Source organism: Pseudomonas sp. LTJR-52, assembly GCF_003691465.1.
GTDB classification, from domain to species: domain Bacteria; phylum Pseudomonadota; class Gammaproteobacteria; order Pseudomonadales; family Pseudomonadaceae; genus Chryseomonas; species Chryseomonas luteola.
The window spans coordinates 4,295,581-4,320,832 of the sequence record NZ_CP033105.1 but is presented as its reverse complement, the minus strand read 5'-3'; the positions used below and the strand labels follow the sequence as shown (position 1 = coordinate 4,320,832).

Annotated in this window: 27 protein-coding genes; 5 read left to right on the top strand and 22 right to left on the bottom strand. The window is 56.9% G+C overall.

Features of this window, described 5'->3' with window-relative positions; all coding sequences use genetic code 11:
* Positions 1–38: 38 nt before the first annotated feature.
* Complete coding sequence (gene hpaR, locus EAW52_RS20165) at positions 39–515, top strand: homoprotocatechuate degradation operon regulator HpaR (protein ID WP_122043781.1); 477 nt, start codon at positions 39–41, stop codon at positions 513–515.
* A 63-nt stretch (positions 516–578) separates the two neighbouring features.
* On the opposite strand, the gene hpaI is transcribed toward hpaR, so the two are convergent.
* The 8 genes from hpaI to EAW52_RS20125 all read right to left on the bottom strand — a co-directional run bounded on the left by hpaI (position 579) and on the right by EAW52_RS20125 (position 7,961).
* Complete coding sequence (gene hpaI / locus EAW52_RS20160; protein WP_122043780.1) at positions 579–1,382, bottom strand: 4-hydroxy-2-oxoheptanedioate aldolase; 804 nt, start codon at positions 1,380–1,382, stop codon at positions 579–581.
* Positions 1,383–1,445: 63 nt separating this feature from the next.
* Positions 1,446–2,249: a 2-oxo-hept-4-ene-1,7-dioate hydratase gene (hpaH, locus tag EAW52_RS20155; RefSeq protein ID WP_122043778.1), complete on the bottom strand. Its 804-nt coding sequence runs from the start codon at positions 2,247–2,249 to the stop codon at positions 1,446–1,448.
* A 2-nt stretch (positions 2,250–2,251) separates the two neighbouring features.
* Positions 2,252–3,559 (bottom strand): MFS transporter, encoded by a 1,308-nt coding sequence (locus EAW52_RS20150; protein WP_122043777.1) that lies wholly within the window; start codon positions 3,557–3,559, stop codon positions 2,252–2,254.
* Positions 3,560–3,606: 47 nt separating this feature from the next.
* On the bottom strand, positions 3,607–3,999 hold the full coding sequence (locus EAW52_RS20145; protein WP_122043775.1) for a 5-carboxymethyl-2-hydroxymuconate Delta-isomerase: 393 nt from the start codon (positions 3,997–3,999) through the stop codon (positions 3,607–3,609).
* 67 nt (positions 4,000–4,066) lie between these two features.
* Positions 4,067–4,924, bottom strand: a complete 858-nt coding sequence (gene hpaD, locus EAW52_RS20140) for a 3,4-dihydroxyphenylacetate 2,3-dioxygenase (RefSeq protein ID WP_122043774.1) — start codon at positions 4,922–4,924, stop codon at positions 4,067–4,069.
* A 134-nt stretch (positions 4,925–5,058) separates the two neighbouring features.
* On the bottom strand, positions 5,059–6,519 hold the full coding sequence (hpaE, locus tag EAW52_RS20135) for a 5-carboxymethyl-2-hydroxymuconate semialdehyde dehydrogenase (protein ID WP_019366241.1): 1,461 nt from the start codon (positions 6,517–6,519) through the stop codon (positions 5,059–5,061).
* A gap of 1 nt (position 6,520) precedes the next feature.
* The gene (locus EAW52_RS20130) at positions 6,521–7,294 is read right to left on the bottom strand and encodes a fumarylacetoacetate hydrolase family protein (protein ID WP_122043772.1); all 774 of its coding nucleotides are present in this window, start codon (positions 7,292–7,294) and stop codon (positions 6,521–6,523) included.
* A 10-nt stretch (positions 7,295–7,304) separates the two neighbouring features.
* Positions 7,305–7,961, bottom strand: coding sequence for a fumarylacetoacetate hydrolase family protein (locus EAW52_RS20125; RefSeq protein ID WP_122043771.1), 657 nt, complete (start codon positions 7,959–7,961; stop codon positions 7,305–7,307).
* A 150-nt stretch (positions 7,962–8,111) separates the two neighbouring features.
* Between EAW52_RS20125 and hpaA the strand changes: the two genes are divergently transcribed.
* Positions 8,112–9,044, top strand: a complete 933-nt coding sequence (gene hpaA, locus EAW52_RS20120) for a 4-hydroxyphenylacetate catabolism regulatory protein HpaA (RefSeq protein WP_122043769.1) — start codon at positions 8,112–8,114, stop codon at positions 9,042–9,044.
* Positions 9,045–9,091: 47 nt separating this feature from the next.
* Here the strand turns inward: hpaA and hpaC are convergent, their stop codons facing one another.
* Together hpaC and hpaB are read right to left on the bottom strand one after the other, a co-directional pair.
* On the bottom strand, positions 9,092–9,604 hold the full coding sequence (hpaC, locus tag EAW52_RS20115; RefSeq protein WP_122043768.1) for a 4-hydroxyphenylacetate 3-monooxygenase, reductase component: 513 nt from the start codon (positions 9,602–9,604) through the stop codon (positions 9,092–9,094).
* A gap of 54 nt (positions 9,605–9,658) precedes the next feature.
* Positions 9,659–11,221 (bottom strand): 4-hydroxyphenylacetate 3-monooxygenase, oxygenase component, encoded by a 1,563-nt coding sequence (gene hpaB / locus EAW52_RS20110; protein WP_010799032.1) that lies wholly within the window; start codon positions 11,219–11,221, stop codon positions 9,659–9,661.
* A 176-nt stretch (positions 11,222–11,397) separates the two neighbouring features.
* Between hpaB and EAW52_RS20105 the strand changes: the two genes are divergently transcribed.
* On the top strand, positions 11,398–12,081 hold the full coding sequence (locus EAW52_RS20105) for an SDR family oxidoreductase (RefSeq protein WP_122043766.1): 684 nt from the start codon (positions 11,398–11,400) through the stop codon (positions 12,079–12,081).
* Between the two features lie 61 nt (positions 12,082–12,142).
* Here the strand turns inward: EAW52_RS20105 and EAW52_RS20100 are convergent, their stop codons facing one another.
* From EAW52_RS20100 to EAW52_RS20050, 11 genes are all read right to left on the bottom strand, one after another.
* Entirely contained in the window at positions 12,143–13,585 is a 1,443-nt protein-coding gene (locus EAW52_RS20100) for an amidase (protein ID WP_122043765.1), read from the bottom strand.
* Positions 13,586–13,609: 24 nt separating this feature from the next.
* Positions 13,610–14,830 carry an MFS transporter gene (locus EAW52_RS20095; protein ID WP_177411917.1) on the bottom strand — a complete coding sequence of 407 codons (1,221 nt, stop codon included), beginning with the start codon at positions 14,828–14,830 and terminating at the stop codon, positions 13,610–13,612.
* 9 nt (positions 14,831–14,839) lie between these two features.
* A complete protein-coding gene (locus EAW52_RS20090; protein ID WP_122043762.1) occupies positions 14,840–15,769 on the bottom strand; it encodes a transporter in 930 nt (309 codons plus the stop codon).
* A gap of 53 nt (positions 15,770–15,822) precedes the next feature.
* Positions 15,823–16,827, bottom strand: a complete 1,005-nt coding sequence (locus EAW52_RS20085) for a helix-turn-helix domain-containing protein (protein WP_122043760.1) — start codon at positions 16,825–16,827, stop codon at positions 15,823–15,825.
* 112 nt (positions 16,828–16,939) lie between these two features.
* The gene (locus tag EAW52_RS20080) at positions 16,940–17,740 is read right to left on the bottom strand and encodes an SDR family oxidoreductase (RefSeq protein WP_122043759.1); all 801 of its coding nucleotides are present in this window, start codon (positions 17,738–17,740) and stop codon (positions 16,940–16,942) included.
* Positions 17,741–17,827: 87 nt separating this feature from the next.
* On the bottom strand, positions 17,828–18,613 hold the full coding sequence (locus EAW52_RS20075) for an SDR family NAD(P)-dependent oxidoreductase (RefSeq protein ID WP_122043757.1): 786 nt from the start codon (positions 18,611–18,613) through the stop codon (positions 17,828–17,830).
* Positions 18,606–19,445 (bottom strand): MoaF C-terminal domain-containing protein, encoded by an 840-nt coding sequence (locus EAW52_RS20070; protein WP_122043756.1) that lies wholly within the window; start codon positions 19,443–19,445, stop codon positions 18,606–18,608. Before EAW52_RS20070 ends, EAW52_RS20075 begins: the two co-directional genes overlap by 8 nt.
* A 91-nt stretch (positions 19,446–19,536) precedes the next feature.
* Positions 19,537–20,202: a helix-turn-helix transcriptional regulator gene (locus EAW52_RS20065; RefSeq protein ID WP_122043754.1), complete on the bottom strand. Its 666-nt coding sequence runs from the start codon at positions 20,200–20,202 to the stop codon at positions 19,537–19,539.
* 25 nt (positions 20,203–20,227) lie between these two features.
* Positions 20,228–20,593, bottom strand: a complete 366-nt coding sequence (locus EAW52_RS20060) for a cupin domain-containing protein (RefSeq protein ID WP_074826021.1) — start codon at positions 20,591–20,593, stop codon at positions 20,228–20,230.
* Between the two features lie 29 nt (positions 20,594–20,622).
* Entirely contained in the window at positions 20,623–21,921 is a 1,299-nt protein-coding gene (locus tag EAW52_RS20055) for an FAD-binding oxidoreductase (RefSeq protein WP_122043753.1), read from the bottom strand.
* Between the two features lie 665 nt (positions 21,922–22,586).
* Positions 22,587–22,835, bottom strand: coding sequence for a hypothetical protein (locus tag EAW52_RS20050; protein ID WP_122043751.1), 249 nt, complete (start codon positions 22,833–22,835; stop codon positions 22,587–22,589).
* A gap of 273 nt (positions 22,836–23,108) precedes the next feature.
* Here EAW52_RS20050 and EAW52_RS20045 point away from each other — a divergent pair, with 273 nt between their 5' ends.
* Complete coding sequence (locus EAW52_RS20045; protein ID WP_122043750.1) at positions 23,109–23,522, top strand: hypothetical protein; 414 nt, start codon at positions 23,109–23,111, stop codon at positions 23,520–23,522.
* Between the two features lie 17 nt (positions 23,523–23,539).
* On the opposite strand, the gene EAW52_RS25985 is transcribed toward EAW52_RS20045, so the two are convergent.
* Positions 23,540–23,689 (bottom strand): hypothetical protein, encoded by a 150-nt coding sequence (locus tag EAW52_RS25985; RefSeq protein WP_010799047.1) that lies wholly within the window; start codon positions 23,687–23,689, stop codon positions 23,540–23,542.
* A gap of 291 nt (positions 23,690–23,980) precedes the next feature.
* Here EAW52_RS25985 and EAW52_RS20040 point away from each other — a divergent pair, with 291 nt between their 5' ends.
* Positions 23,981–24,172 (top strand): hypothetical protein, encoded by a 192-nt coding sequence (locus EAW52_RS20040; protein ID WP_122043748.1) that lies wholly within the window; start codon positions 23,981–23,983, stop codon positions 24,170–24,172.
* The last annotated feature ends 1,080 nt before the right edge of the window (positions 24,173–25,252 follow it).

Below are 25,252 nucleotides of genomic sequence, written 5' to 3'. Positions count from 1 at the left end.
ACAACGATATCTTTCATGGCTCCTGGTGACTAATTGTCATGCTGAAACCGCGTCCTTCTCTTACGCTTACCTTGTTGCAGGCCCGCGAAGCGGCCATGGGGTTTTTCCGTCCGTTGTTGAATGAGCACGGCCTTACCGAACAGCAATGGCGCATCATTCGGATACTCTGGCAGCGGGGTGAAATGGAGAGCCATCAGCTGGCAAAGCAGGCCTGCATTCTCAAGCCCAGCATGACCGGTGTATTGTCTCGCATGGAGCGTGACGGGTACGTGCAGCGCTGGAAAACATCCAAGGATCAGCGGCGTGTTTACGTGAGCCTGACGGATCGTGGCCGGGCGTGCTTCGAATCCATGGCCACGGGTATGGAGACCAACTACCAGCGCATCCAGGAGCAATTTGGTGAGGAAAAGCTCAAGACGCTAATCGCCTTGCTGGAAGAGCTCAAACAGGTGCGGCCTGGCTCGGAGGATGACGACGAAGAGCGCCTTGTCTATCCCGATCGGGATGACAGCTGATCAGCTGGGCAGGTAAAGCGGCCCAAGGGCCGCTGGCTCAGTTCAGGCTCGGTGCCTCATACCTTAATAGACCCCGCCACCATGTGTGGGCTTTGGAGTGTTGTGCTTGAAATGGCCTAGCAGCGTTTGAAGGCCTTTCATCAGCACCGTTGTGTCGACCCCCACCGCTACAAAGACTGCGCCCAGCTCGATATAACGCTGGGCGAGCTTCTGATCGGCTGAAAGAATACCTGCCGCCTTGCCGGCTTTAGCAATACGAACAATCGCCTCTTCAATTACGGCTTGAACGTCTGGGTGGCCTGGATTGCCACGATGCCCCAGTGCGGCAGACAAGTCAGCAGGACCGATGAACACTCCGTCCACTCCATTGACCTCCAGAATGGCATCCAGATTATCCAGGCCGGTTCGGTTCTCGATCTGGACTAGAAGACACATCTGTTCATCAGCATGATCCAGGTAGCCGGGGATCGTGTTCCACCGTGACGCCCTTGCCAGGGCGCTGCCTACACCACGGATGCCTTCGGGTGGATAGCGCATGGCTTTTACCAATTCCCGGGCCTGATCAGCGGATTCCACCATCGGCACAAGCAGTGTCTGGGCGCCAATATCCAGAAGCTGTTTGATAAGCACAGGGTCGCCAATGGGCGGCCGTATAATCGGGTGGGTGGCATACGGCGCAACGGCCTGTAGTTGAGCGAGCAGGCTGCGGACATCATTGGGCGCATGCTCGCCATCAAGCAGCAGCCAGTCGAAACCGGCGTTGGCGGCCAATTCAGCGCTGTAGGCATTGGCGAGGCCAATCCAGAGGCCAATCAGCGGGTCACCGCCTTTGAGGCGCTGTTTGAAGGTGTTAATAGGAAGCTGCATGGTAAATCCTCACGGCGGGAGGTTGGCCTGGGCAGGAGCGCGCTGCCGCAGGCCAAACCGGTCTTAGACGAAGCGGCAGGCGATGCTGCCGAGCTGGTCGTAATCCACATGAAAAGTATCGCCCGGGCTTGCGTGCACGGGTCGTGTAAATGAGCCGCCCAGGATGATCTGGCCCGCTTCCAGCGTGACGTCATAGGCGGCCAGTTTATTGGCCAGCCAGGCAACGCCCTTGGCCGGGTGATTAAGCACCGCTGCGGAGACACCCGATTCTTCGATCACCCCGTTGCGGTAAAGAATGGCCGGTACGCGCCGCAGATCGATAGCGTGAGGGCGAATCGGCTTGCCGCCCATGACGACGCCGGCATTGGCGGCATTGTCGGAGATGGTGTCGAAGACCTTGCGTGTAGCCTTGGTATGGGGGTCGATCTGTTGGATACGCGCATCGATGATCTCAAGCGCCGGAATGACATACTCGGTGGCATCGAGCACATCGAAAATCGAGCAGTTCGGACCCTTCAGTGGCTTGCCCAGGACGAAGGCCAGCTCGACTTCCACGCGTGGCACGATAAATCGATTAAAGGGAATGTCGGTTCCTTCTTCGAAAAACATGTCGTCGAGCAGAGCGCCATAGTCCGGCTCTGTGATATTGGATGACACCTGCATGGCGCGGGAGGTGAGGCCTATCTTGTGGCCAACCAGTTTGCGACCATCCGCGATCTTTTTTTCGACCCAGGCGCGCTGGATGGCATAGGCATCTTCAATAGTGATCCCTGGCTGCTCCAGGGACAGTTGACCGATCTGTTCCCGGGAGCGCTCGGCCTGGTCAAGACGTTCAGCGGCCGCGCGGATAAAGGCGTTGTCGAGCATGGCTAGTTTCCTTGTGGATTGACAATGGCGGCAGGGGTGCGCAGTACCAAAAAGGCACCGACAGCAATGAGCGCCGCTAGAACATAGAGCGCCAGGCTGGCGCTTTGCGTGGTATCGCGCATCCAGCCAATAAAGTAGGGAGCGAGGAATGACGCCACGCTGCCAAAGGAGCTGATCATGGCAATGCCGGCCGCCTGTGTGCCTGACGATAGAAACGCCGGGGGCAACTGCCAGAACATGGGCAGCGCGGAGCTTGCGCCCATACCTGCAATGACCAGGCCCAGCATGACGAGGGTTGTGTTTTGAGGTGCCAGCCCGGCGATGGCGATACCGGCCGCACCCATGAGGAGGGGGACGCAAAGGTGCCAGCGGCGTTCGCGGTGGCGATCGGAAGAGCGGCCTGCAGCGATCATGAAGAAGCAGCCTGCCAGATAAGGGATGGCACTGAGCATGCCGACGTTGCTGTCTTGACCGATGCCAGCGCCGTGAATGAGAGCTGGCATCCAGAAGGCAAGGGTATTGACGGCCAACATGACGGCAAAATAAATCGCCACGAGCAACCACACCTGTCCGTTGCGAACAATGCCTGAAAAGGAGGTAATCGTTTTGCGCTGCTCCTCTCCCGCCAGGGCATCACGGAGTTGACGCTTTTGGGTAGGCTCAAGCCAGCTGACGCTCTCGAAGCTGTCCGGCAGGGCTTTGAGGACGACCAACCCAAGCAACACCACTGGCAGACCTTCCAGCATGAACATCCACTGCCACCCCCGCAGACCGCCGCTGTCCTTGAACAGCTCCAGAATCCAGCCGGACAGGGGGCCGCCGATGACCCCTGCCATAGGGACGGCAATGGCAAACAGTGCAGTGACCGACGCCCGCCGATGGGCCGGAAACCAGCGGTTGAGATAAACCAGGATGCCAGGGAAAAAGCCCGCTTCCGCCACGCCTAACAGAAAGCGCAGGGTATAAAAGCCGGTGGCGGACTCGATGAACATCATGCCGGTGGACAGGATGCCCCAGACCACCATCAGCGTGGCAATCCAGCGGCGCGGCCCCACACGGTCCAGCATCAGGTTGCTGGGTACGCCAAACAGGGCATAGGCAATAAAGAACAGGCCTGCGCCAAATCCATAAACGGTATCGCTGAAGTGCAGGTCGCTGCTCATTTGCAGCTTGGCGAAGCCGATATTGATGCGATCGAGATGAGCGAAGACATAGCAGACCAGCAGCAGTGGCATCAGTCGCCAAGTGATGTGCCGGTAAGTTGCATCATTTTTTTCCGAAACCGAAAGCGTATCGATTGCCTGTGCCATGGTGGGTGCCTTTTATTGTTGTTGTCAGGACGCAAACGGAACGCTGCCTAACCGGCCTGCTCGCTCAGAAAGGCATGGATATTGTTGTGCTTGTAATTGAGTTCGGCCGAGAGTTCGGTCATCTCGAGCGACAGTGCCAGCAGGCGTCTGCTCTGAAGCTCGGCGAAGTGATGCTTGATCACCTCGAACAATGCATCAGCTACTTGACGCCTTGTCTCCAGGTCGCGGCCAGCACCTACCTTCAGCGTCATATGAACGAACGCATAGTCATGTTTTTCATCAGCCATGCGGAACGTATCCATGCGGATCGCGCGGCTACGAATACCGCCTAGGGGGAAAACACCACTGTTGCCGAGACAGGCGTGGACTTTTTCAAACAAACCCGGCAGGTCTGCGTCATGTTCAAGATTGGCTGAATATTCGGCAATAAAGTGGGGCATGGTTTTTACTCCAGCGGACGTGCCTCCTCCAGGAACCTGTGCGGACCCTGGAGGCTGCTAACACCAGTCAAACAGGAAAGATGGCGTTGATCTGGCCGGTGCCCGAGCTTCCGAACGGCTCGGTCACGATCTCGACGGGTTTGTCGTACTCAGCGCCACCCAGCAAGCCCAGCAACATGGCGGTATCGTGCATCTTGCCTTCGCCATAACAGTGCTCGGCGTAATCTGGAAGCATGGCGCAGAACTCTTTGAAGCGACCTTGCCGCCACAACTCCACCACATGCAGGTCGACCTGCTTGTCGAATTCGCGGGTCCACTTGTGGATATTCGCCTCGGCGACCCGATCGTCCGAGAACCGGTGGGAGAGTGATCCGGATGCCAGTACCAGTACCTTGCGGTCGCTTTTTTCAATGGCGCGACGAACCGCAGCACCAAAAGCAAAGCTGTCTTCCAGCCGATGCCAGGCGCACCAGGCGGCAATGGAAATGACCTTGAGCTTTTGGCTGTCCGGTACGCCCATGTGCATGTAGCGCATGGGAACGAGTGTTCCGTATTCAAGCTCCAGGCTGGGGATGTTATGGGCCATGGTGCGGATCCCTGCGGCATTGGCTTCCTCACCGATCAGGGCTCCCAGCTCGGGATCGCCCGGATATTGATACGCCATGTCCTTGATGAAGTGCGGCAGCTCGTTACTGGTGTAGATCCCTTCGAACTGCTGCCCGCAATTGATGTGGTAACCACTGTTGACCATCCAGTGAACATCGAACACGACGGCCGTGTCGGCGCCCAGGTCGCGGGCGCGCTGACCGATGAGCTTGTGACCGGCGATGGCTGCCTCGCGGCAACCCTGGTGCTTTCCGGGCAGTTCAGACAGATACATGGATGGAACATGTGTAATCTTGGCTGCAAGGACGACTTCGCCCATGACAGTTCTCCTTGTTAGCCCCGAACAGAAGATCAGGGCGCTGTGTTGTAACTGCTTGGCCGTGATAAGCCCAAAAACCCGGGTGCTTGCCTGCCGATACCGCTAGCAGGCGCTGGCCCTGGGGACGGGAGTGGTTACACACCCCAGCGCGGGATGTGGTGACTGCCCATGGAGATGCACACGTTCTTCACCTCTGTGAACACCTCGAAGCTGTACTCGCCTCCTTCACGCCCGGTACCAGAGCCTTTCACACCACCGAATGGCTGGCGCAGGTCCCGTACGTTCTGGCTGTTAATGAACACCATGCCGGCCTCGATGCCACGGGCCAGACGGTGCGCCTTGCCGATGTCCTGGGTCCAGATATAGGACGCAAGGCCGTATTCGGTATCATTGGCCAGGCGCAGGGCTTCGGCCTCATCCTTGAACTTGATGAGGCAGACGACAGGACCGAAAATCTCTTCCTGAGCGATACGCATCCTGTTGTCGACGTTGGCAAATACGGTGGGCTGGATGAACTGCCCCTTTGTCAGATGGGCGGGCAGGTTCGCTGGACGCTCCAGACCACCTGCCATGAGCGTGGCGCCTTCTTCCAGACCGATCTTGATGTAGCCTGTGACCTTGTTGTAATGAGCCTGGGTAATCATCGAGCCGACCTGGGTCTTTGGATCTTGCGGATCACCCACGATCAGGCGCTTGGCGCGTGCAGCGAATTCCTCGACGAACTGGTCGTAAACCGTTTCCTGGATGAAGATACGGCTGCCCGCCGTGCAACGCTCACCGTTGAGCGAGAAGATGGTGAAGAGAGCGGCGTCCAGCGCACGGCCTAAATCGGCGTCATCAAAGATGAGCACAGGCGATTTGCCGCCTAACTCCATGGAATACTTCTTGAGTCCTGCCGTTTCCATGATTTTTCGGCCGGTAGCGGTGCCGCCAGTGAATGAGATGGCCCGCACGTCCGGGTGACGAACCAGGGCGTCTCCAGCTGTGGCGCCATAGCCCTGCACGACGTTCAATACGCCTGGCGGAATGCCTGCTTCCAAGGCCAGACGGCCTAGTTCGTTGGCCGTAAGGGGCGACAGCTCGGACATTTTCAGCACGGCGGTATTGCCCAGTGCCAGACACGGCGCCGTTTTCCATGTCGCTGTCATGAACGGTACGTTCCAGGGTGAAACCAGGCCGCAGACCCCTACCGGCTGGTGCAGGGTATAGTTCAGCATCTGGTCATCGACCGGATAGGTATGCCCATCCATCCGTGTGCAGACTTCTGCAAAGAAGTCGAAGTTATGGGAGGCTCGGGGTATGAGTACGTTCTTGGTCTGATGAATTGGAAGCCCCGTATCCAGGGTTTCCAGCTCGGCCAGATTTGGCACGTTCTTGTCGATCAGCTCGCCCAGCTTGCGCATCAGCTTGGCCCGTTCCTTGGCTGGAGTGTTGGCCCACTTGGGGAAAGCTTCCTTGGCAGCCGCCACGGCTTGGGCGACTTCCTCGGCGCCGCCGCTGGCCACTTCGCCCAGTGCCTCGCCGGTCGCCGGGTTGTAATTGGTGAACGTTTCCTTGCTCTCGACCTCACGGCCGTTGATCCAGTGCTTGATCATTTCAGACCTCTTTGGCAGCTGCGGCGAAGAAAGCTTCTTCGCTGACGATGGTATTGACGAGGCGACCGACGCCTTCCACTTCCACGACGACTTCATCTCCAGGCACCACATCGGCAAGGCCTTCCGGCGTGCCGGTGGCGATCATGTCGCCGGGCTGCAGGGTCATGAAACTGGAAAAGTATTCGATCAGGTAGGGGATATCGAAGATCATGTCCGCCGTGGTGCCTTCCTGCTTCAGCTCACCATTGATCCAGGTGCGCAGGCGCAGGTTGGATGGGTCTGGCACATCGGCGGTGTCGACGATCCAGGGACCGATCGGTGTGGTGCAGTCGCGGTTTTTCACCCGCAGGTTGGGGCGGTAGTAATTCTCGAGGTAGTCGCGGATCGCGTAGTCATTGCATACGGTATAGCCAGCCAGATAGTCCAACGCGTCCGCGCGCTTTACATAACGTGCCGGTTTGCCAATGACAGCCACCAGCTCACACTCGTAGTGCATATACTTGACGTTGTCAGGCCGCCAGGTGATCTGCCTGTGTCCGGTATAGGTGTTGGGCGATTTGATAAAGGCCAGTGGCTCGGTGGGTGCTTTGAAAGCCAGTTCTGCCGCGTGGTCCGCATAATTGAGGCCCAGGGCAAACATGCTGCCTGTGGCGGGCGGCAGCCATTCCACCTGGTCTTCCAATAGCCGTTCGCCACTGGGCAGACGTACTGCATGGTCATCGTCGACGGTAACGGTATGGATCTCACCCTGATAGCGAATACGTGCATGTTTCATGGGGTGCTCCTTATTCCGCAACTACGGTATTGATGAGGCGGCCAATGCGGTCGATTTCGACCTCTACGCGATCACCCGGCGTGACATCGACGCGGCCCTCAGGCGTACCGGTGATCAGCACGTCGCCTTCGTTCAACGTCATGAACTCGCTCAGCTCGGCGATTAGCTGAGGGAGGGTGCGTACCCAGTTAGCCGTCGTGTTTTCCTGGCGCAGCGTGCCGTTTACATAGAGCTTGAGGGTGAGCAGATTCGGGTCGCTCACGGCCTCTGCCGGCACCAGTTCAGGACCTATGGAACAGAATCCGTCCCGGCATTTGGCCTTCACGGCAGGCCGGTAGTAGCTCTCTTCCGGCAGGCTGAATTCGTTGACGACGGTATATCCCGCCACGTAGCTCATGGCCTGGTCTTCAGTTACCCGGCTGGCCCGTTTGCCAATCACTACTCCCAGGGCTGGGCCTGCCTGCAGACGCTCACCCTGGGGCATGATGACGGGCTGCTGGTGCCCGTTACGGGTGTTGGGCGTCTTGATGAACAGGACCGGTTTCAGTGGGGGCTGTTGGTAAGGCGGTTCGTGAAACTCTTCAAGTCGGCTGCGCAAAAGGCCTTGGAAATTCAGGGCGACGCCGAACAGTGTTCCATTGGCAGATTCGCTAAGTGATCGCGACATGGCGCTCTCCCTTGTTATTGGTGTGGAAACAGGGCATGCCTGTTTGGGAGTAAATAGTTAATGTGTTAACGTTATATTTAATATGTTAACTAAGGTCAAGTGTTACCTGAGTTCGCGTATGCTTGGTTCAACAACAAAAGAATGATGTTCATGAAAAGTCCTGCGTCCGTGTCCATCCAGCCGATCCCCAACATCAACATCGGGCAGGTCTACGACCAGCGTTATGCCGATGCCGAGGTGCATTACGATGCACTAGGCAGACTGGCGGAGTTCTTCGGGCGCAACATGCGTGCCCACCGGCATGACCGGTTCTTTCAGGTGCATTACGTGAAGACCGGCAAGGTTCGGGTGTATCTGGATGACCGGCAGTACCAAGAGCAGGGCCCTATGTTCTTCATCACACCGCCTCCGGTCCCCCATGCCTTTGTGACGGAGGAGGGCAGCGACGGACATGTCCTGACGGTTCGCCAACAGCTGGTATGGTCGCTATTGCAGGAGGTGCCTGATCTCTGGACCGCATCGGGGTTCCTGCCGATCTGTGTAGGCCTGGCCAGCCTGGAGGCTGAGTTTCGCGAGGAGGCCGAGCGGCTGGCCTCGTTGTTTGAATTGCTAAGGCTGGAGGCGGGTACACCTCGTCCTGGCCAGGCCTGTGGCTTGATAGCCCTGACTCGCCTGATCTTTATCAGCATGCTTCGTCTCTCTCCAAAATCAATCGCGGCACAGCCTGCGCGGCAGGATGACCTGCAGTTGTTTCGGCGCTTCAATGAACTCATCGAAGCGCACTACACCGAGCATTGGCCATTGTCCCGATACGCTGATCAGTTGGGCCTGACGGAATCGCGGCTGAACGACATCTGCCGACGTACCGCAGACATTCCCTCGAAACGGCTCGTCCATGACCGCCTTATGCAAGAGGCCAAGCGGCTGTTGGTGTTCACGGGTAGTTCCGCCAACGAAATATGCTTTCGCCTGGGCTTCAAGGATCCTGCCTACTTCAGTCGCTTCTTTACGCGCCAGGCAGGTATTACGCCCAGCGACTATCGGCTCAGCCGTCGCGCCAGCACTTTGGCAACCGAGTCGTAACCCCTAAAAAAGCCGCGCCACGTATGACGCGACAAAGGGGCGACCGGTCAGGCAGCGCTGTGCTCGCGTTGCAGTCGATGAAAATTACGGCTGAAATACACCAGGCTGTCGCATCGCTCGCGGGTACAGATTTCATCGAGCTCTACGAGAAGCACCGAGTGGGTGCCGACTTCCTGGGTATCGGTAATCCTTCCCTGCAGGCTGGCCAGGGCATCGTCAAGAATCGGAACGCCCTCGCGGCCCTCCTTCCAGGCGTGACGCTTGAAGCGCTCATCCATGTCGATACCGGTCATCCCGGCAAAATGACGGGCCACTTCTTCATGTTCGCCCGCCAGGACATTCACGCACAGCCGCCCGTTCTGCTTGAAGACACCATTCATGGCACTGTTGCGGTTGATGCACACCATAACGGTGGGCGGCGTGTCCGTGACCGAGCAGACGGCAGTGGCCGTAATGCCACAGCGTCCACCAGGACCATTGGTGGTCAGGACATTCACGGCGGCGGACAGCGACGCCATAGCATTGCGAAAGGCTTGTTGGGTTGGGCTGAGTTGGATCATGACCTTTACCTCCACGGGGCGCCGGATCAGCGATCCGGCGACAGCATTGCAGGATTACTGGCGAATACGGTCCAGCATGTTGATATCGTCCGGGTTGGTCAGGTGCGGAACGGTCCAACCGTTTAGGTCGTAGTCCGACAGGCACTTCTCTACCATATCAGTCATGCTCTTCATCGCACCGGTCCCTTGTGCATGGCGCAGCGCCTGCATGCGGATCTCGTCCTGGCTCCCGGCATAGTTGATTTCGTACAGCTCATGGCGTCCGCCAAATTCCGTGCCGATGGCATCCCAAAGTAGCTTCAGGATCTTGATACGTTCCTCATGGCCCATACCGCCGGACCCGCGACAATAGGTACTCAGGTATTTGTTCAGCGTCGGATCCTTGAGATCGCGCGATCCGGTGGGCAGGTAGATCAAGCCGCTGGCCACGACCTGCTCAATGATCTTCTTGATCTCCGGATAGGCTTGTGGCGCCAGCACACGGTAGGCTTGCAAGGCTTGAGCGCTGGGTAGCCAGGCGCCGTTTTTCCACTCGGAAGCATTACCGTACATGGCGTCAGTAAGTGACCAGAAAAGGTTACGCCATGCAACAACTTCGCCCATTTGTGCCTGCACGCCACGGAACTCCAGCGAGCCGGTGCATTGCAATGCCTTGAACAGTGCACCGGTGATGAAGTCCAGTTTGACGGCCAGACGGGTACAGCCTTGCATGGGGAACAGTCGACCAAAGCCGCCTTGTGGAAACCATTGCTTGCAGCGATCGAAATCTCGATAGATCAGAATGTTTTCCCATGGGATGAACACCCGGTCCATGATGAGGATGGCGTCGTTCTCGTCGAAGCGGCTCGACAACGGATAGTCAAATGGAGAACCCGTCATCCCGGCCACCAGCTCATAGGAGGGACGGCAGATCAGCTTCATGCCCTTGGTATTCATCGGGGCGATAAACATCAAGGCGAAATCTGTGTTGTCTCCGAGCAGCTGCGCAGAGCCTTGCCCCACGAAGTTATAGTGTGTCAGGGCCGAGTTGGTCGCCACGACTTTCGCGCCGCTGACGATGATGCCACCGTCAACTTCTTCATCCACAGAGATGAATACGTCCTTTACCTGATCGACCGGCTTGTCGCGATCGATGGGCGGGTTGACGATAGCATGGTTGAGGTAGAGGCACGCTTCCTGGATACGCTTGTACCAGGTGCGGGCATTCTGCTCGAATTTGCCATAGAACTCGGCGTTGGCGCCCAGTGCGCTGCCAAAGGCGGCCTTATAATCAGGTGTGCGGCCCATCCAGCCATAGGTCAGACGCGACCACTCGGCGATGGCATCACGCTGTTCGCGCAGTTCATCAGCGTTACGGGCGAAGCGAAAGAACTTGTGTGTATAGCCGCCGTTACCCGTGTCGGTTTCCCAGCAGAGCGTTTCTCTGGTTTCGGGATCATGGAGGGCGTCGTACAGCTTGGCCATGGAGGCCGCGGCGTTACGGAAGGCCGGATGGGTAGTGACATCCTTGACGCGATCGCCATAAATGTAGATTTCACGATCATCACGCAGGCTGGCCAAGTATTCTTCGCCCGTCAGTGGACGGTTTTTCTCGGCACGATAATCTTCGGGCATCATGAGGGCATGTCTCCGTATCATTGTTCTTATGCAGGTAATGCGTAACGCTTGGAAGAGATCATGAGCCTGCCGCCGCGGCGGAAGAATGGCTTTTCCAGACAACCGCTTGTACTTTTCATGGAGCGATTTCATCTGCCATTTCGGGCTGATGAATCTCGCCAGGGGAGCTGAACGAAATGAATGTATTGATCGTGGGTGCGTCACGGGGTATCGGATTGGCGCTGGTTACGCAGTACCTGGAACGCGGTGCGCAAGTCTTTGCGCTGGTTCGCCGGCCTGATAACGAAGCCTTGCAACAATTGAGCGCGACTTACGGCGATCGGCTGGTGCTGCTGTCCGGCGATATGACGGACCCGGCACTGATTCCTTCTCTCAATAAGCAATTGCAGAACACAACGCTGGATCGTCTGATCGTCAACGCAGGGATTTATGGACCTGATCACCAGGATGTCATGGCAATCAATACCGAAGAGATTGCAGAGTTGTTCTCGACAAATACGGTTGCGCCGCTGCGTGTTGTCGAAGGGTTAAGCCATTGCATCGCAGACGGAGGTGTAGTGGCGTGTATGAGTTCTCAAATGGGAAGTGTCACGCTTGATCGTGCCGCAGATATGCCGTTGTATGGAGCCAGCAAGGCGGCCCTGAACAGCCTGCTCAGGAGCTGGGCATCCTCGCATATCCCGTTGTCGTTCAGTGTGCTGGCGTTACACCCGGGGTGGGTTCAGACCGACATGGGCGGCCACTCGGCACCACTGACCACAACCGAAAGCGCTAAGGGTCTGATTGCCGTCATCGAGCAGCAGGCGGGTCGCTGCCAGTGTGACTTTGTCAGCTACCAGGGCGAGTCGCTGCCCTGGTAGGTTGAGGCACGTTAGTATGGAAATAAGGCACATAGTCTGCTCCGTCCTGTGCCTCGTACCTTTATGCACAGACCGGTGGCTTGCGGTTCGCCCAGGGTTGGGCGCGTTCGAGTTGTGCCGCCAGCGCAAGCAGGGTGTGCTCCTCACCAAAGCGTGCCGCAAAATGCGAGCCGAGTGGCAACCCATTCTCTGTCCAGTAGAGCGGAACGGACATGGCCGGTTGGCCGGACGCATTAAACAGCGCCGTGAAGGGTGAATAGCTATGGAAGGCTTCGATTACTTCGGCCAGGCTGAGGCTGGGGTCAAAGGCGTCCAGGTCACCGATCAGGGGTGGCTCCCGAGTCAGGGTTGGCGTCAGGATCAGATCATGGTCAATCAGGAAGTAAGCCAGCTGCCTGCCCAGCGCATGGATGCTTTCTACCGCGGCGGCATAACGTGCGGCCGGAATATCACCCCGCTCGCGTAGAATGATGCGCGTACGGGGGTCCAACTCTTCGTCTGCAACAGGTTGCCCTCTCAGCTGGCCGACCATATCCAGAAAGTTTCGAGTGCTTGGGCCAATGATATTGAAGAGGTGGTCCAGAAGTCCCGGCAGATTGACGGGTAGCGTGGCAAGCTCCACGTGATGGCCGAGCTGCTCGCACAGCCGTGCAGTATGACGTACCGCCTTCAACGCCTCCAGACTTGTTGGCCACGGCCCCAGTTGCTCGATCACCGCGATACGAAGCGGTGCGGGATCAGCCGAGACGGCCTGGGCGAACGGCATCGCTTGAGCCGGCGCTGCGTAGGGCGCACCCAGGTCCGCCCCAGCGGTGGCGTCCAGCAGAAGGGCACTGTCGCGTACGGATAACGTAATGGCATGGGGCGTCCCCATTCCGGCCCACCCTTCGCCTACCAGCGGACCGGAAGGCAGTCGGCCTCGGGTGGGTTTCAGACCGAAGACCCCGCAACAGGATGCCGGGACACGCAGTGAGCCGCCCCCATCGTTACCATGAGCAAACGGGATGGCACGGGCAGCGACCAGGGCGGCAGCACCACCGCTGGACCCGCCGGCACTGCGTTCCGTATTCCAGGGATTTCGGGTGGCGCCGAAACGGGTCGACTCGGTGGTGTAGGAGGTTCCGAATTCCGGTGACGTGGTCGTGCCTGCAAACACACAGCCCGCGCGACGCAGACGGGCAACCACTTCACAATCAAGATCAGCGCGTGCCTCACCCATGACGCGTGAGCCCTGTGTCATGCGGGCGCCCTGAACAGGGGAGAAGAGGTCCTTGATGAGGGTCGGAACACCGGCCAGTACGCCTTGTCGGGCTTCCGGTCGTTGTGCCATCTGCCGGGCCACGTCATAGCACCGCTCGCTGATAGCGTTGAGTTGCGGGTTCACCCGGTCGAGCCGCTGGATCGCCGCGTCGAGCAATTCGATTGGCGTCACTTCACCTTGCCGTACGAGCAGGCTCAGGGCTGTGGCATCCAGGGTGTCCAGCAGGTGGTCGATGTCATTCATAAACGGAGCTCCTTGTAGCTGAATTCAGGGATGGGTGGAGCGGGCCGGGCTGGTGATTCCACGGCGCAGGAAGCTGAGCAGCGCCCACACAAGGGCGGTGATGGCGCTGGCGACGGCAAGCAGGCCAATGGCATGGTGCAGATTACCGGTTTGGCCAAGCAGAGCAATGACGATCAGTGGGCTTGAGAACTGGCCCAGGTACAGGCAGGCGGTGAAGATACCGAGTCCCCGGCCACGGGCGGTCGCGCTCAAGGCATTCATCACCGGTGCCATGGAATTGGGAACCAGCATGCCGGCGCCCAGACCGTGAATCGTCACGGCGAGCAGAACCTGGTAATAGGTGTGGGCGGTAATGAGTAGCCCCAGTCCGCTGGCCATGAGCAGTAGCAGCAGCACATTGCACCCCGCGAGCCCTACACTTCGACGAACGAAGGGCCAGAGCAGCGAGCCTCCCAGTGAAGTGAGAAGCCCCAGCCCTGCGCACAGCCCGATCAGCGTACTGGACGTAACCCCTAGCCCGACCAGCAGGGTGGGGCTTTGGACTGGGACGATGAAACTCAGCACCATGCCAAAGAACACCAATAGATAGTTGATGATTAACGGCGGAAGGGAGGACTGCCCAGGCTCGGTTGAATGCATTGCCCGGGCATGATGAACCTCGGGCTCCCAGAGCAGCTTGAGCATGGCCGGGACAAGCAGGAGGGGAAGCAGGTACAGCAGAAACGGTGTTCGCCAGGAGTGTTCCCCCAGTGCGCCACCGATGGCAAAGAAGATCGAGCCTACCAGACCAATCGTGATGACTTGCCCGTTTACGTAGCGCATGCGTTGTTCGCCATGCCAGTAATCGGCGATGAGCGTGACGCAGCAAGTCATGACTGCCGCCTCGGCACAGCCAAAGAGCAGTCGCAGACCAACAATTCCTTTCAGGCTGTCCAAAAATGCAGGTGTGGCGCCGCAAAGTGCATAGACCAGTGTCGCCAGAATCAGCAGACGTTTGCGTCCGAGCCGGTCGGCCAGCCAACCGGCCAGCGGTGCGCAAAGCGCAATGGCCAGTGCCGGCCCCGTAATGGCCAGTGGTATGAGAACGCCCGTCTGGGGCTCTACCGGCCCGAATTCTGCGGCAATCTTGGGTAGAACCGGTGCGACCATCACGGAGCCCATGATTGTCAGGCTGCTACCAAGCATGAGGACAGCGCCCTGCGCGCGACCAGCGGTATGCCGGCCTTCTAGATAGGACTGGGACATGGTAATTCCTCAGAAACTGTGGGAAAAACGCACGGCGACGGCATAACCCTCGGTACGGTTACGGGCGTCGAATTCCTTGTAGGCATGCACCCAGACAGGTGGCAGCCCTGGCTGGAAAAAGCTCACTGCAGGTCCGATGGCCAGTACCCGGGCGCGGTTGCCGTAGGTAAGGTTGGGTGCGTCATCGTCGCTGAGCTGGCGGTAGTAGTAACCGCCAATACCGGCTGTCCAAGGCCCGAAATGCTGGCCCACTGCGAACTCGTGGCGGTACTCAGTTCCGCTCTTGTAATCCGTAGAATGGTTACGGGTGTTCACGTCCAGCTCGAAGCTGGATGACACCTCGACTCCTGAATCACTGATATAGGTGGCGTTGAAGATAGGTGAAAACGTCCAGTGGTTGAGGCCGGGGCTGACCAGACGGTTCTTGTCGTAATCGCCGGTGGGTGCCTGAATCTGGAACTGCGCGTTGATACCAAGGTTACGTGAGGGCGTCCATTGTAGAATCAGTGGCAACACCTGCAGGTCCGCCTGCCGGAATACGTGAGTGCTGTCCGAAAAGACGGTGGTGCCGCCCACCTTGACCTTGAGATCAGCGTCCATGTCGAAAAAAGGCGCGATCACACCAAACCCGTATTTTGCACCCAGCAGTTCGGTATCGGTCATGCGGATATAAGCCAGGCCGAGTGAGAGGACGCCAAGGGAAAAATCAGTCCCGTTGTCTCGGCCGTGGCGGTCTTTGACAGTATTGGCCCAGTAGTAGTTGGTACGCAGGCCAACGGTGCCTGTTGGCGACGGTGGCGGTGTGAACCCGGCGCCGAAATCATAGACACCAAAGGCTGTTGTAGGGGCTCCGCCCTCAGTCGCCTGGGCGGGATGAGTCAGGAATAAAGTGGCTAACAATACGGAGCTAATTGTTGTGATCTTGTATGCTTCGTACATCGAGACCTCTCCCTTTGTTTTTTCTTAGGGTGGGGGAGGTCAAGCGAGGGTTGTTATCCGGATTTGGCAAAACTGGTCATATAGTCTTCACGAACACGGCGTAAAGTAGCGGATGGTTTTTCGCCAAACAATTTGGCGTAGTCGTTGGCAAAGCGGCTCAAGTGCCAAAAACCCCATTGGGCTGCTACGTCCTGCACCGAAACCGTGCCGTCACTGTGACAAAGCGTACGGTGCGCCGCATTCAGGCGCAGCGTACGCAGATAAGTGGTCGGGTTGACGCCCAACGCCTCCTGAAAACAGTACTGTAGTTTGCGTCGGCTGGCGCCGATGCGGTTACAGAGTTCCAAAATCGAAGGCGGCGTTTCCTGACACGAAAGCGCATACTCGCGGGCTCGGTCTACCATCCGCTTGCGGGCTGTGGGAGTCAGTGCCGGAACCTCTTCGCCAGCATCGAGCAGATCCAGAAGGTGCAACATAACGGTTTCCCGGATACCGTTTCGGATAGCCTCGTGCCTCAAGAGGCCTTGACTCTGGCTTTGCGTATTTGCGATGTCGTCAAGCAACCTGACGAACTCGCTGTAACGCTGATGGGGGCGGAGACGGTAACACTTTGGCAAGTCGTCAAGTGTGAACGGGCTCTGTTGCTGCTCTAGGATGGGAAGCAGCTCGGCCTCTGCAACGCTGATGCATAGCAGGTCGAGATTGGCAGGCGTCTGCAACTCTGGCAGGTGAGCGCCGCGGGCGACCAACAGGCTGGCTTCTCTCAACGAGTGTCCGGCGCAATGAAGCTCGCACGCTTCGTTGAGGGGCAGGCTGAATGCAATCGCACCTGGCCATGCCGAGCCGTTCTTGCGCAATGCCTGATTGCACCGATCGCGGGTCAGATGCATCCAGTCCAGCTGGATATCGATCAGTTCGCCCTCGAAGCGTCCAGACGAGACCTGGTCATAATGCAATGCCCAGCCTGTCATGGCGTGGGAGTGCTCCGATACGTCCTGAGTATGGGTGTGATGCATTTGAGCCTTTACCGGTAACGCAGCCTTGATGTCTTGGTGCATTTTGGAAACCTTTCTGCTCGTTAAAGGCCTTTCCTGCGAACTGAGGCAAGTTCTGTTCCTCAACGTACCATCCAGACGTAGATGTGCCAAAAATGGCTATTTGGTAGTGCGTTCACACCAGTGCCATCTTGGATTCAGGCAGCGTCATGCCACCGTCAACGACCAGGGTCTGCCCTGTAATGAACGAGGCGGCCTCTGAGGCCAGAAATAGCATCGCACTGGCAATGTCGGACGGCTGACCAAGACGCCCGAGCGGGATACTGGCCCTGATCTGTCGGGTGACGTCGCTGTCGCCCAGATTGCCCATGGCAGGTGTCTGGATCATGCCCGGTTCGACGCCATTCACCCGAACGTTATGATGTGCCAGTTCCAGGGCGGCATTACGAACGAATCCGTTCACGCCGGCCTTGGCCGCCGCGTAATGGCAGAGCCCGGGATAGGCCACCCGAGGGCCTGTCACTGAGGACGTAACCAGCACGCAGCCCTTGCCCTGTAGCCGGAACAGTGGCAATGCCTGCTGCGTTAGCCAGAACAGGGATGACAGATTGACGGCCAGGGTACGTTCCAGCACTTCAGGTGTAATATCGGCGAATGGAGTTAGTGGAAAGTAGCCGGCGTTGTGTACCAGGACATCCAGCCGGCCGCAGGTTTGCTTGACGGTTTCCATGAGTGTCTTGATCTGATCGCGCTCGGCCAGGTCTACCGGATGGGCGGTCACGTATCTTCCCTCCTTTTGCAATCCCTGCGCGACCGCTGCTGCGTTCTCCGCATTGAGGTCGGCAATGACGACCTGTGCACCAGCTCCGGCAAAGTGCTCGACAATTCCTCGCCCGATGCCTTGGCCGCCCCCGGTGACGAGAACGACCTTGCCGGTAAAGTCGTGTATCGATCCTGCTGATGTCTGATCCTGCATCATCCTGCTCCTGCGGTTATGTCGAATGAAAGTAGGTCCGCCACTGGGCCTGTGTTTACGTTGGCTGTTGCGCTGGCGTGGCTGGCCTTACAGGTGCTCGTAGGCAAGCGTGGGCACATCGACGATGCTGGATCCACCGTCCGCCACGATTGAAGCGCCTGTGATGATCGAGGCTTCAGGAGAAAGCAGAAACCGGCAGACTTCAGCGATCTCCGCTGATGTGGCGGGGCGGCGAAGAGGGACATCGCGGGTTACCCGGCTATACGCCGCCTCAAGACTTTCGTCGTAATGCTGCATCAGCGGCTGCATCTCTTCGTCGGCCATCGGCGTTTTCACCCAACCTGGGCAGACCGCATTGACGCGGACGCCGGCAGGGCCATAATCCTTGGCGAGTGAGCGGGTCAAGCCGATCAAGGCATGTTTGGCGGTGGTATAGCTGCAAACTCCCCCTCCTGCGGCCAGCGAGGCGATAGAGCCCAGCAGCACGACAGCGCCCCGTCGCTCGATCAGTGAGGGCAGGCACGCCCTGACGCTGTAGAAAGCGGTGTCCAGATTGCTTTGCATCGCCTGCTGCCATCGGGTATCGCTGGTCTCAAGTGCGGTGCCCTGGCCCAGACCGCCCGCAGAGGCGACAAGGCCATCGATTCTGCCGAAGCGCTCGATGATACGAGGGATGAACATCTCCCAATCCGCACTGCTGGCCGCATTACCCGTCAGTACCAGCCCACCTGTACGAGCGGCTACCTCCTCCAGCGGTTCCCGACGGCGACCAATGAGTACAAGCTGGGCGCCTTCATCGGCAAGGCGATAGGCGCACGCCTCACCGATACCGCTACCTGCCCCGGTGATTACGTAGGTTTTCACCTCATTCATGGCCTGGGTACTCGGTTGTGTTGAGGATTCTGCTGAATGAGCCAACCGGGAAGTTCGACCATTGTCCCAGGTCATCACCGGTATGGCCGCAGATCTTTCCGTCGCTGCGGTGCTGCTTCAGGTCGATCAGCACCAGCCCGAGCGTAGGAATGATCTTTTCCCGCCAGACGAACAGATAGAGCTCGTTCTCCAGCTTGAAATAATGGCAGCGATCCGTATCGGCCAGCCCACGTTCAACGCCACTCAGGCAATGCCAGCTGTAGAGATTTTCGTTGAGATAGATGTGTTCATAAACCTCATGAGGACTGTAGGCGTAGCAGTTGCGGATGCCGACCAGTTCGTGGGTCGGCTGATGTGGGTGATTCGCTTCCGACGGTGATGTACCTGAATAAAGGCCCTGTATCGTCCCATGAGTGAACTGCGCCGAGACTGGCGTCAGATCCTGGCCCGACAAGGCACACCTGAACAGATCGCTGCGCTGATCATCCTGCGTTGGGAGCTGCCCGTAGACCCGCGTGAAAACGCCTTGCTTCAAGTCCAGCACGAGGCTGATCGAGGCAGTGGAGGTGTCGGTCTGCTGAAGGAAATCGATCAGGTAGATCCCTTCCCGGATGGATGTGACACGAGAGGCCGCCTCGTGAGATGTCGAGTGGTCTGCAGAGGACCAGCCAACCGCATTTTGGCTGAAGCGGTAGGTAATGGATTCGCCGGACGGGCCGTCGAGCACTAGCGTCCTGCCGTTGAGGTCGTTCGAGACAGGCAACGTGTAGTTGTCGAGGTTGAAGCCATCGGCCAGTGCGCCTACGGTGATCCAGTCCTGTTGTTGGGTCATGTCATACACTCCGTTTGATAGGTGAGGTCATCATCCACCAGCGGCCTGGCGCCCGGTATCAACCAGATGGTTGAGATCGCCAGGAGAAAGCTCACAGAAACAGGTGCCGGATCAATTCAGTGCGGTTCGTGACGTTGAACTTGCGATACAGGTTATTCAGGTGCGTTTTAACGGTCGGCAGTCCTATATCCAGATGCCGCGCCAGCGCCTTGTTGCTCAGGCCATCCTTGAGTGCCAACGCAATGTCCTGCTCTCGAGGCGTCAGGCCGGTAAGGCGGGCTGTCTCGCAAGGTTCATGGATGAAGGCCAACGGCAGCGTAAGCTCCAGCAGACTTTGCAGGCCTGTCAGCCGCTCTATCTCTTCGGCTGTAAATGCGCCTAGTGCCCGTGTGCGCAGAAGCGAGATACCAAATGCCGGCCGTCCGGCCTGATAGGTCAGGATTTCGATGACATCGCAAATGGAGTAGGTATCGAGAAAGGTGGCGTATCGGCGCGAGCGATGTGCTTCTTGCCGAGTCGCTGCCACGCTGAGGGGAACGACTGCCAATCCCAGTTCGTGACAGCAGATGGGCCGCAGCGGATCAAATTCGCGGTAGACGTCCAGGTAGCACTGATGTACCTGAGGCGTCATAGTCAGCAGCTCGTAGTGATGAGCCTCAAGCTGCTGATTTACCTGATAGAGCACGGCAGAGGAAGCCGGTACGATTCGCGTTACCGCCTGTAGGCATCGCTGTTTGCCTTCAGTGGCTGGCATCATGACGAAGGTCTGCCTGGGCTCTGATTTATGCAGCCGCGAGGTAGTGTTTGACAAACCCATCACTGACGACTTCCCACAGGACAGGTGTGCCCTTGGTGACAGACCAGCTATCTCCGGTCTTGTAATGGGTACTTTTGCCTGTGGATTCGTCAGTCAGGATAACCTCACCATAAACAACCGTTGCCTGCTCATTGAACGGGTACACCATTCGGAACTTGCTTTTAGTGGTACCAAAATAAGCAGAGCTTACCGGATCGGTCGGCGCACCAAAGGTCATCTTGCCAAAGCACTTGCCGTCGCCTTCCAGGATTTCCGAACCCAGATCCGCCACGGTGCCCCAGGCTTCAAGATCGGTCAGTGCGGTGCCTTGTTTAACAGTGAATAACGACATGAAATGGTCCTTTTCGTTAAGGGAAAATATCAGCGGCGGCCTGTCATGTAGCCGGCGCTCTGATGCATGATCTTGCCCAGGCTGCAGATAACCGGGCGGAAATGGTCCTTGCCTATGATGTTGCTATGGCGAACTGAGCTGATCAGGTCGTAGCGGGCAGAGCCTTCGCTCATGCCCTCAGCCAGAACCTTGCAGATAATATGGCTTGGCGTTACGCCGAAGCCTGAGTAGCCCTGTACGTAGAACGCATTGGGCCGACCGGACAAGGTGCCGATCTGGGGGAATAGATTGGCACCGCATGCCATCGGGCCACCCCAGGCCAGATCGATCTTCACGTCCTTGAGGTACGGGAAGATCTTGAGCATCAGGTTGCGGTTCCAGGCCTTCAGGTCTTTGGGGATATAGTCGAGATAAGGCGTAGCAGCGCCAAATAGCAACCGGTTCTCGGCCGTAACGCGATAATAGTCAATGACCGGGCGGATATCGCTGTAGGCCCCACGGATCGGGCTGATGCGTTCGATCAATTCATCCGAGAGCGGCTCGGTCATGATCTGGAACGCATAGGTGTTGATCGTTTTGGTATGGAGTTCCGGCTCCAGCTTGTTGAGAAAGCTGTCGCATGCCCAAAGCAGCTTGCTTGCCCTAACAGAGCCCTGCCCGGTGCGCACAGTGATCCGCTCACCATACTCAACGGCAAGGGCAGGGCTGTGCTCGAAGATCTTGACGCCATAGCTGGCTAGCGCCTTGGCCTCGCCCAATAGCAAGTTAAGTGAATGAACATGACCGCCGCCCATGTGCAACAGGGCGCTGGTATAGGCTTCCGATCCAATGATGCGGCGGACTTCCGAGCCTGTCAGCAAGGCAATCTCGTGGCCGGAGTTCAGTGATTTGAACTCTTTCTCCCAGGTGCGTAGTGTCTTTTCCTGGCGTGCGTTAAAGCCCATATAGCCGTAGCCATGATGGAAGTCCGCATCGATATTGTATTTCTGAATCCGGTCCTTGATGATGTCAGCGCCTTTGTCACTGATCTCGAAAATAGTCTTGAGGCCGTCTTCACCTACTTGGTTCTTGATCTTGTCCAGGTCATGACCAATACCCGCCATGATCTGTCCGCCATTACGGCCCGTGCCGCCAAAGCCCAGGTAACGACCTTCGAGAACCACGATATTGGTGATGCCTTTCTCGGCTAGCTCAAGAGCGGTATTGATTCCTGAAAAGCCGCCTCCGATCACAACGACATCGGCTTCGATGTCCGCATCGAGCGTTGGGAAGCTCAGGTTGTATTTCTTGGTAGCGGTGTAATAGGTAGGCGTTTCTATTGTAATCATGGGACTGCCTGGACGATCGAAGATAAAAGTGACCGGTTGAGCCACGCTAGCAGGCTCATGCCTCTATTAATGCAGCGTTCGGGCGGCAAGAATTGTTCCTGGCTGCCATGGGACTTGATCCTCGCTGCCGACCCACATTAGCAGCGTCCAAATCGTCCGCAACGGCCTGATGTTGTGCAGTGGGCTCATCTACTAATGTGTAGCGCGACGTACCGTTTTGCGTCTTGCTGCCGAGCCGCCATACCAAGCAGGCATCACTTACGTGGAGGCTACGGGTTTGATCGGGCGAAAGGGGGGGCGGGGGAGTATCTGCAGTTACATCATGCGTGTACGGCTAGAGCGCAGCAGACGGATCGTCCTGACGAATCGATGCGTATATCGCGCACCCGTGGGGCTTACGGCCCGTTCCTTCAAAAGGCGCTGGGAGAACCGCTCAGACGCCAGGCACCATCTAGTTAGCTGCAAGCCGTTTAATAAACGTCGCCGTTAGGCCTCCTACGCAAACACATCTCCAAGCCTTATTGTAATTTATTAAATAATACCAGCCCATAAAAGAGCCTTCCTTTTCAGCCACCTATTGGGTAATAAACAGGGCAAGACAGGCGCCCAAAAGCGTGGTACGCGTCGCGTATCAGGGAATCGGCCTGCGTTCGGGCAAAATAGCGTTAAAAGAGCTGGTAGCTAACCGTCCAGTCGCATGTCGGGGTCTCCACGGCAACGACCATCAACCGATCACGGCCCTGGCCGTCTGGTTTGCTTGCAGAAAACAGGGTCGACAGGCGATTTCCATAAACCGAGCCCTTATCGAGGCGCCAGGAGCGACCATAGCTTTCAACGCTTTGCAGGCACTCCAGTATCAGCCGGCCGGCCGGCTCCTTTAAAAGCTCGCACGTATTGCTAATAAAGTGACTCATACCTTGTTTGCTCCCTTTCAGTTCACTTCACCACCCGAACCCAAACTGCTCCCTGATACAACAGGCAGACCTTATCGCTAGACATGATCGCATCGTGAAAATTTCGTGAAAAAAATGTAAATAGATTATTGGCTGGCTGCAAAGCACGGCGTACAGTCTGGATACGGAAATGCCAGAGTTCGTTGATATGGATCAGCCTTTTCCACGCGGCTACCCAGGTGCGCTTGATCAAAGTGCTGCAATGACATGCCTATCCCTTATATGAGCCCACCCATGAGTATCCAGCCTGCGCCATTAAAGCCCGAGAATCCGGACCAGCCGACCCTTTACAGTCGCACCACTCAGTCGGACATCGAAGTCTTCAGGTTTGAGCAAGACGCAATTATGGTTGTGCGCAGTTCCGGCTCAGAAGCGTCTGAATCCACAGGTGAGGTTGATACTGCCGCACTGCAGGCTCTGCTGGTTTCGCAGGAGATAAATGTCTCGCGAGCTTTTCTGCTTTGTCAGAAACACCCAGGCAGCTGGGCCTGTTATGACTATCGATGCGGTGAACTCTCAGCGGTCCGATTGCTGGAGCAGGATGGTCTCAGCGTATTGGCTTACATTTGTGATGAGTTGGAACTCAACGAGTATCCACGGGAGCTGGTGGATCAGATGTGCCGGAGCGAGGCGGGCAAGGTATCGTGACAACTACAGGCGATACCTCAGTTAAGTTCGAGTATGCCCTCACGAACAATCAATAGCGCCAATCCTATCAACGCTAATCCTTCAAGCTGAAGCATAGGGTCCAGCGGGTCGAATGCCAGGCAACCTGCACCGCTCAGGCAGAGTAATGTACCCAGAGCAAACAGCATTGCGGTTATCCTCCGTGATCATTATCAGGATCTGCTTTTACATTACGTAGTCATTTTACCCTAAGCCGTACGCCCTTTCAGTGGGTCGTCAAGTGATTCCCAAGTAAGGACGAAACGGCGCTGCAAGGATTGACAGGCATTAAATTAAAAATGGTTACCTGAATGTGTGGGTAGCGTGCTCTGGCTGGGACTGGGTGACAGGCCAGCCACTGCTTTCAACGCTGGTGTACTGTATGGGGTCTGATGAAAACTTTATAGTCACGGTGTTCAGAGATTTTTAAGGAGCCAGTCATGACGTTTGCGCGGCTTTGTCGTAGCGCGGTTGTCGTTGCGTTGATTCTCTATGGGGTTCAAGGTGTACGAGAAGGTTTCAATCCCCTTCACTGGTCCTCTCGAGACGTATTCGTCCTGCTGAGTGCATGGGCGATTTATCTGGTCATCCTGATGGGTGAATCATGGCGTCGAGGACGGCATCAGCGATAAGCCTGTTCAACAAAAGAGAAGTCCGTCACAGGTGTGTGCACTTAACTGCAATCAGGTCGACAAGCGGTCTGTGACTTGGTGAACTTGTGGAGGCAATTTGACACTTATATGCCAGCATTGCGTGCCATCTCGCAATGCTCCTTAATGGTCAAATAGCAAAACGCAGGTGATGTGATGCTGGCGCGAGTAGTTGCTCTTTTGGTGTGCATGGCCACAGGATTGATAGTAGCAGACTGGCTGGGACTGATAAGCAGGGTTTCGGCGCTTACACTGTCTGGCACCCTCAGCGTTGTAACGATGCTTTTTGCGTTAACAATTTCCGCACTCTACATCTATACCCGCCTGGATTGATTTCGTTCCATCAGGTTGCCTAGCGCTGGATAACCGGCAACGTGCTCAGAACTATTCATTGACTGAACGATACTGCAAATAGCACAAAGGGAGCCTAAGCTCCCTCTCAACCATGCTGCACGATGCCTTTTGTTTTTCTTGTATGGCCCTAAGCAACCCCTGGATGCTTCGGATGCATTATGTTGTCTTTAAGTGAACGGATTACTTTAGACACTTCACAAGTTCTAAAATGATCAGTTCGCTTCGCCACTTTCAATCTTGTTTTTGTTGTTTTGAAGTGATCTGTTTTATTTGTTGTTCTTGTTATACCAGGAATAAAGCAGGTGCCGTGCCAACTTTAAAAAATCGTTATTAATCAGTGGCTTGAAGGTTTTGCCTGTTTTGGTGTTCCGATGCTGTTCCTGATTTCGTTACGCATTGACCCAGCACTGTCACCATGGCGTAACAGGATTGTTACGAAGGGCTTATGAGGCAGTTACCGGCAGGCTCAAACACACTGGGTCTTCAACAGCTCAAGCCCGAACGCCTTCTTCTCTTAGCCACTGATTGATCGTTGCATGCGTTTTCGGCGCTGGCGTGATTAAGCATAGAGGGCTTCCGCTGGAGCCTGGACGATGTTGATGCAGGCACACAACTCCATCGTAACGAACGATCCCCCGGAAGCGGATAACGGCATCAATCGCCTGATGGCTATTGTTAACGTCCTGTAATCAATCATGTGCCTGTCTG

Coding starts and splice junctions, on each gene's coding strand:
- hpaR (WP_122043781.1), top strand. CDS start 39: ATGCTGAAACCGCGTCCTTCTCTTACGCTTACCTTGTTGCAGGCCCGC.
- hpaI (WP_122043780.1), bottom strand. CDS start 1,382: ATGCAGCTTCCTATTAACACCTTCAAACAGCGCCTCAAAGGCGGTGAC.
- hpaH (WP_122043778.1), bottom strand. CDS start 2,249: ATGCTCGACAACGCCTTTATCCGCGCGGCCGCTGAACGTCTTGACCAG.
- EAW52_RS20150 (WP_122043777.1), bottom strand. CDS start 3,559: ATGGCACAGGCAATCGATACGCTTTCGGTTTCGGAAAAAAATGATGCA.
- EAW52_RS20145 (WP_122043775.1), bottom strand. CDS start 3,999: ATGCCCCACTTTATTGCCGAATATTCAGCCAATCTTGAACATGACGCA.
- hpaD (WP_122043774.1), bottom strand. CDS start 4,924: ATGGGCGAAGTCGTCCTTGCAGCCAAGATTACACATGTTCCATCCATG.
- hpaE (WP_019366241.1), bottom strand. CDS start 6,519: ATGATCAAGCACTGGATCAACGGCCGTGAGGTCGAGAGCAAGGAAACG.
- EAW52_RS20130 (WP_122043772.1), bottom strand. CDS start 7,294: ATGAAACATGCACGTATTCGCTATCAGGGTGAGATCCATACCGTTACC.
- EAW52_RS20125 (WP_122043771.1), bottom strand. CDS start 7,961: ATGTCGCGATCACTTAGCGAATCTGCCAATGGAACACTGTTCGGCGTC.
- hpaA (WP_122043769.1), top strand. CDS start 8,112: ATGAAAAGTCCTGCGTCCGTGTCCATCCAGCCGATCCCCAACATCAAC.
- hpaC (WP_122043768.1), bottom strand. CDS start 9,604: ATGATCCAACTCAGCCCAACCCAACAAGCCTTTCGCAATGCTATGGCG.
- hpaB (WP_010799032.1), bottom strand. CDS start 11,221: ATGATGCCCGAAGATTATCGTGCCGAGAAAAACCGTCCACTGACGGGC.
- EAW52_RS20105 (WP_122043766.1), top strand. CDS start 11,398: ATGAATGTATTGATCGTGGGTGCGTCACGGGGTATCGGATTGGCGCTG.
- EAW52_RS20100 (WP_122043765.1), bottom strand. CDS start 13,585: ATGAATGACATCGACCACCTGCTGGACACCCTGGATGCCACAGCCCTG.
- EAW52_RS20095 (WP_177411917.1), bottom strand. CDS start 14,830: ATGTCCCAGTCCTATCTAGAAGGCCGGCATACCGCTGGTCGCGCGCAG.
- EAW52_RS20090 (WP_122043762.1), bottom strand. CDS start 15,769: ATGTACGAAGCATACAAGATCACAACAATTAGCTCCGTATTGTTAGCC.
- EAW52_RS20085 (WP_122043760.1), bottom strand. CDS start 16,827: ATGCACCAAGACATCAAGGCTGCGTTACCGGTAAAGGCTCAAATGCAT.
- EAW52_RS20080 (WP_122043759.1), bottom strand. CDS start 17,740: ATGCAGGATCAGACATCAGCAGGATCGATACACGACTTTACCGGCAAG.
- EAW52_RS20075 (WP_122043757.1), bottom strand. CDS start 18,613: ATGAATGAGGTGAAAACCTACGTAATCACCGGGGCAGGTAGCGGTATC.
- EAW52_RS20070 (WP_122043756.1), bottom strand. CDS start 19,445: ATGACCCAACAACAGGACTGGATCACCGTAGGCGCACTGGCCGATGGC.
- EAW52_RS20065 (WP_122043754.1), bottom strand. CDS start 20,202: ATGATGCCAGCCACTGAAGGCAAACAGCGATGCCTACAGGCGGTAACG.
- EAW52_RS20060 (WP_074826021.1), bottom strand. CDS start 20,593: ATGTCGTTATTCACTGTTAAACAAGGCACCGCACTGACCGATCTTGAA.
- EAW52_RS20055 (WP_122043753.1), bottom strand. CDS start 21,921: ATGATTACAATAGAAACGCCTACCTATTACACCGCTACCAAGAAATAC.
- EAW52_RS20050 (WP_122043751.1), bottom strand. CDS start 22,835: ATGAGTCACTTTATTAGCAATACGTGCGAGCTTTTAAAGGAGCCGGCC.
- EAW52_RS20045 (WP_122043750.1), top strand. CDS start 23,109: ATGAGTATCCAGCCTGCGCCATTAAAGCCCGAGAATCCGGACCAGCCG.
- EAW52_RS25985 (WP_010799047.1), bottom strand. CDS start 23,689: ATGCTGTTTGCTCTGGGTACATTACTCTGCCTGAGCGGTGCAGGTTGC.
- EAW52_RS20040 (WP_122043748.1), top strand. CDS start 23,981: ATGACGTTTGCGCGGCTTTGTCGTAGCGCGGTTGTCGTTGCGTTGATT.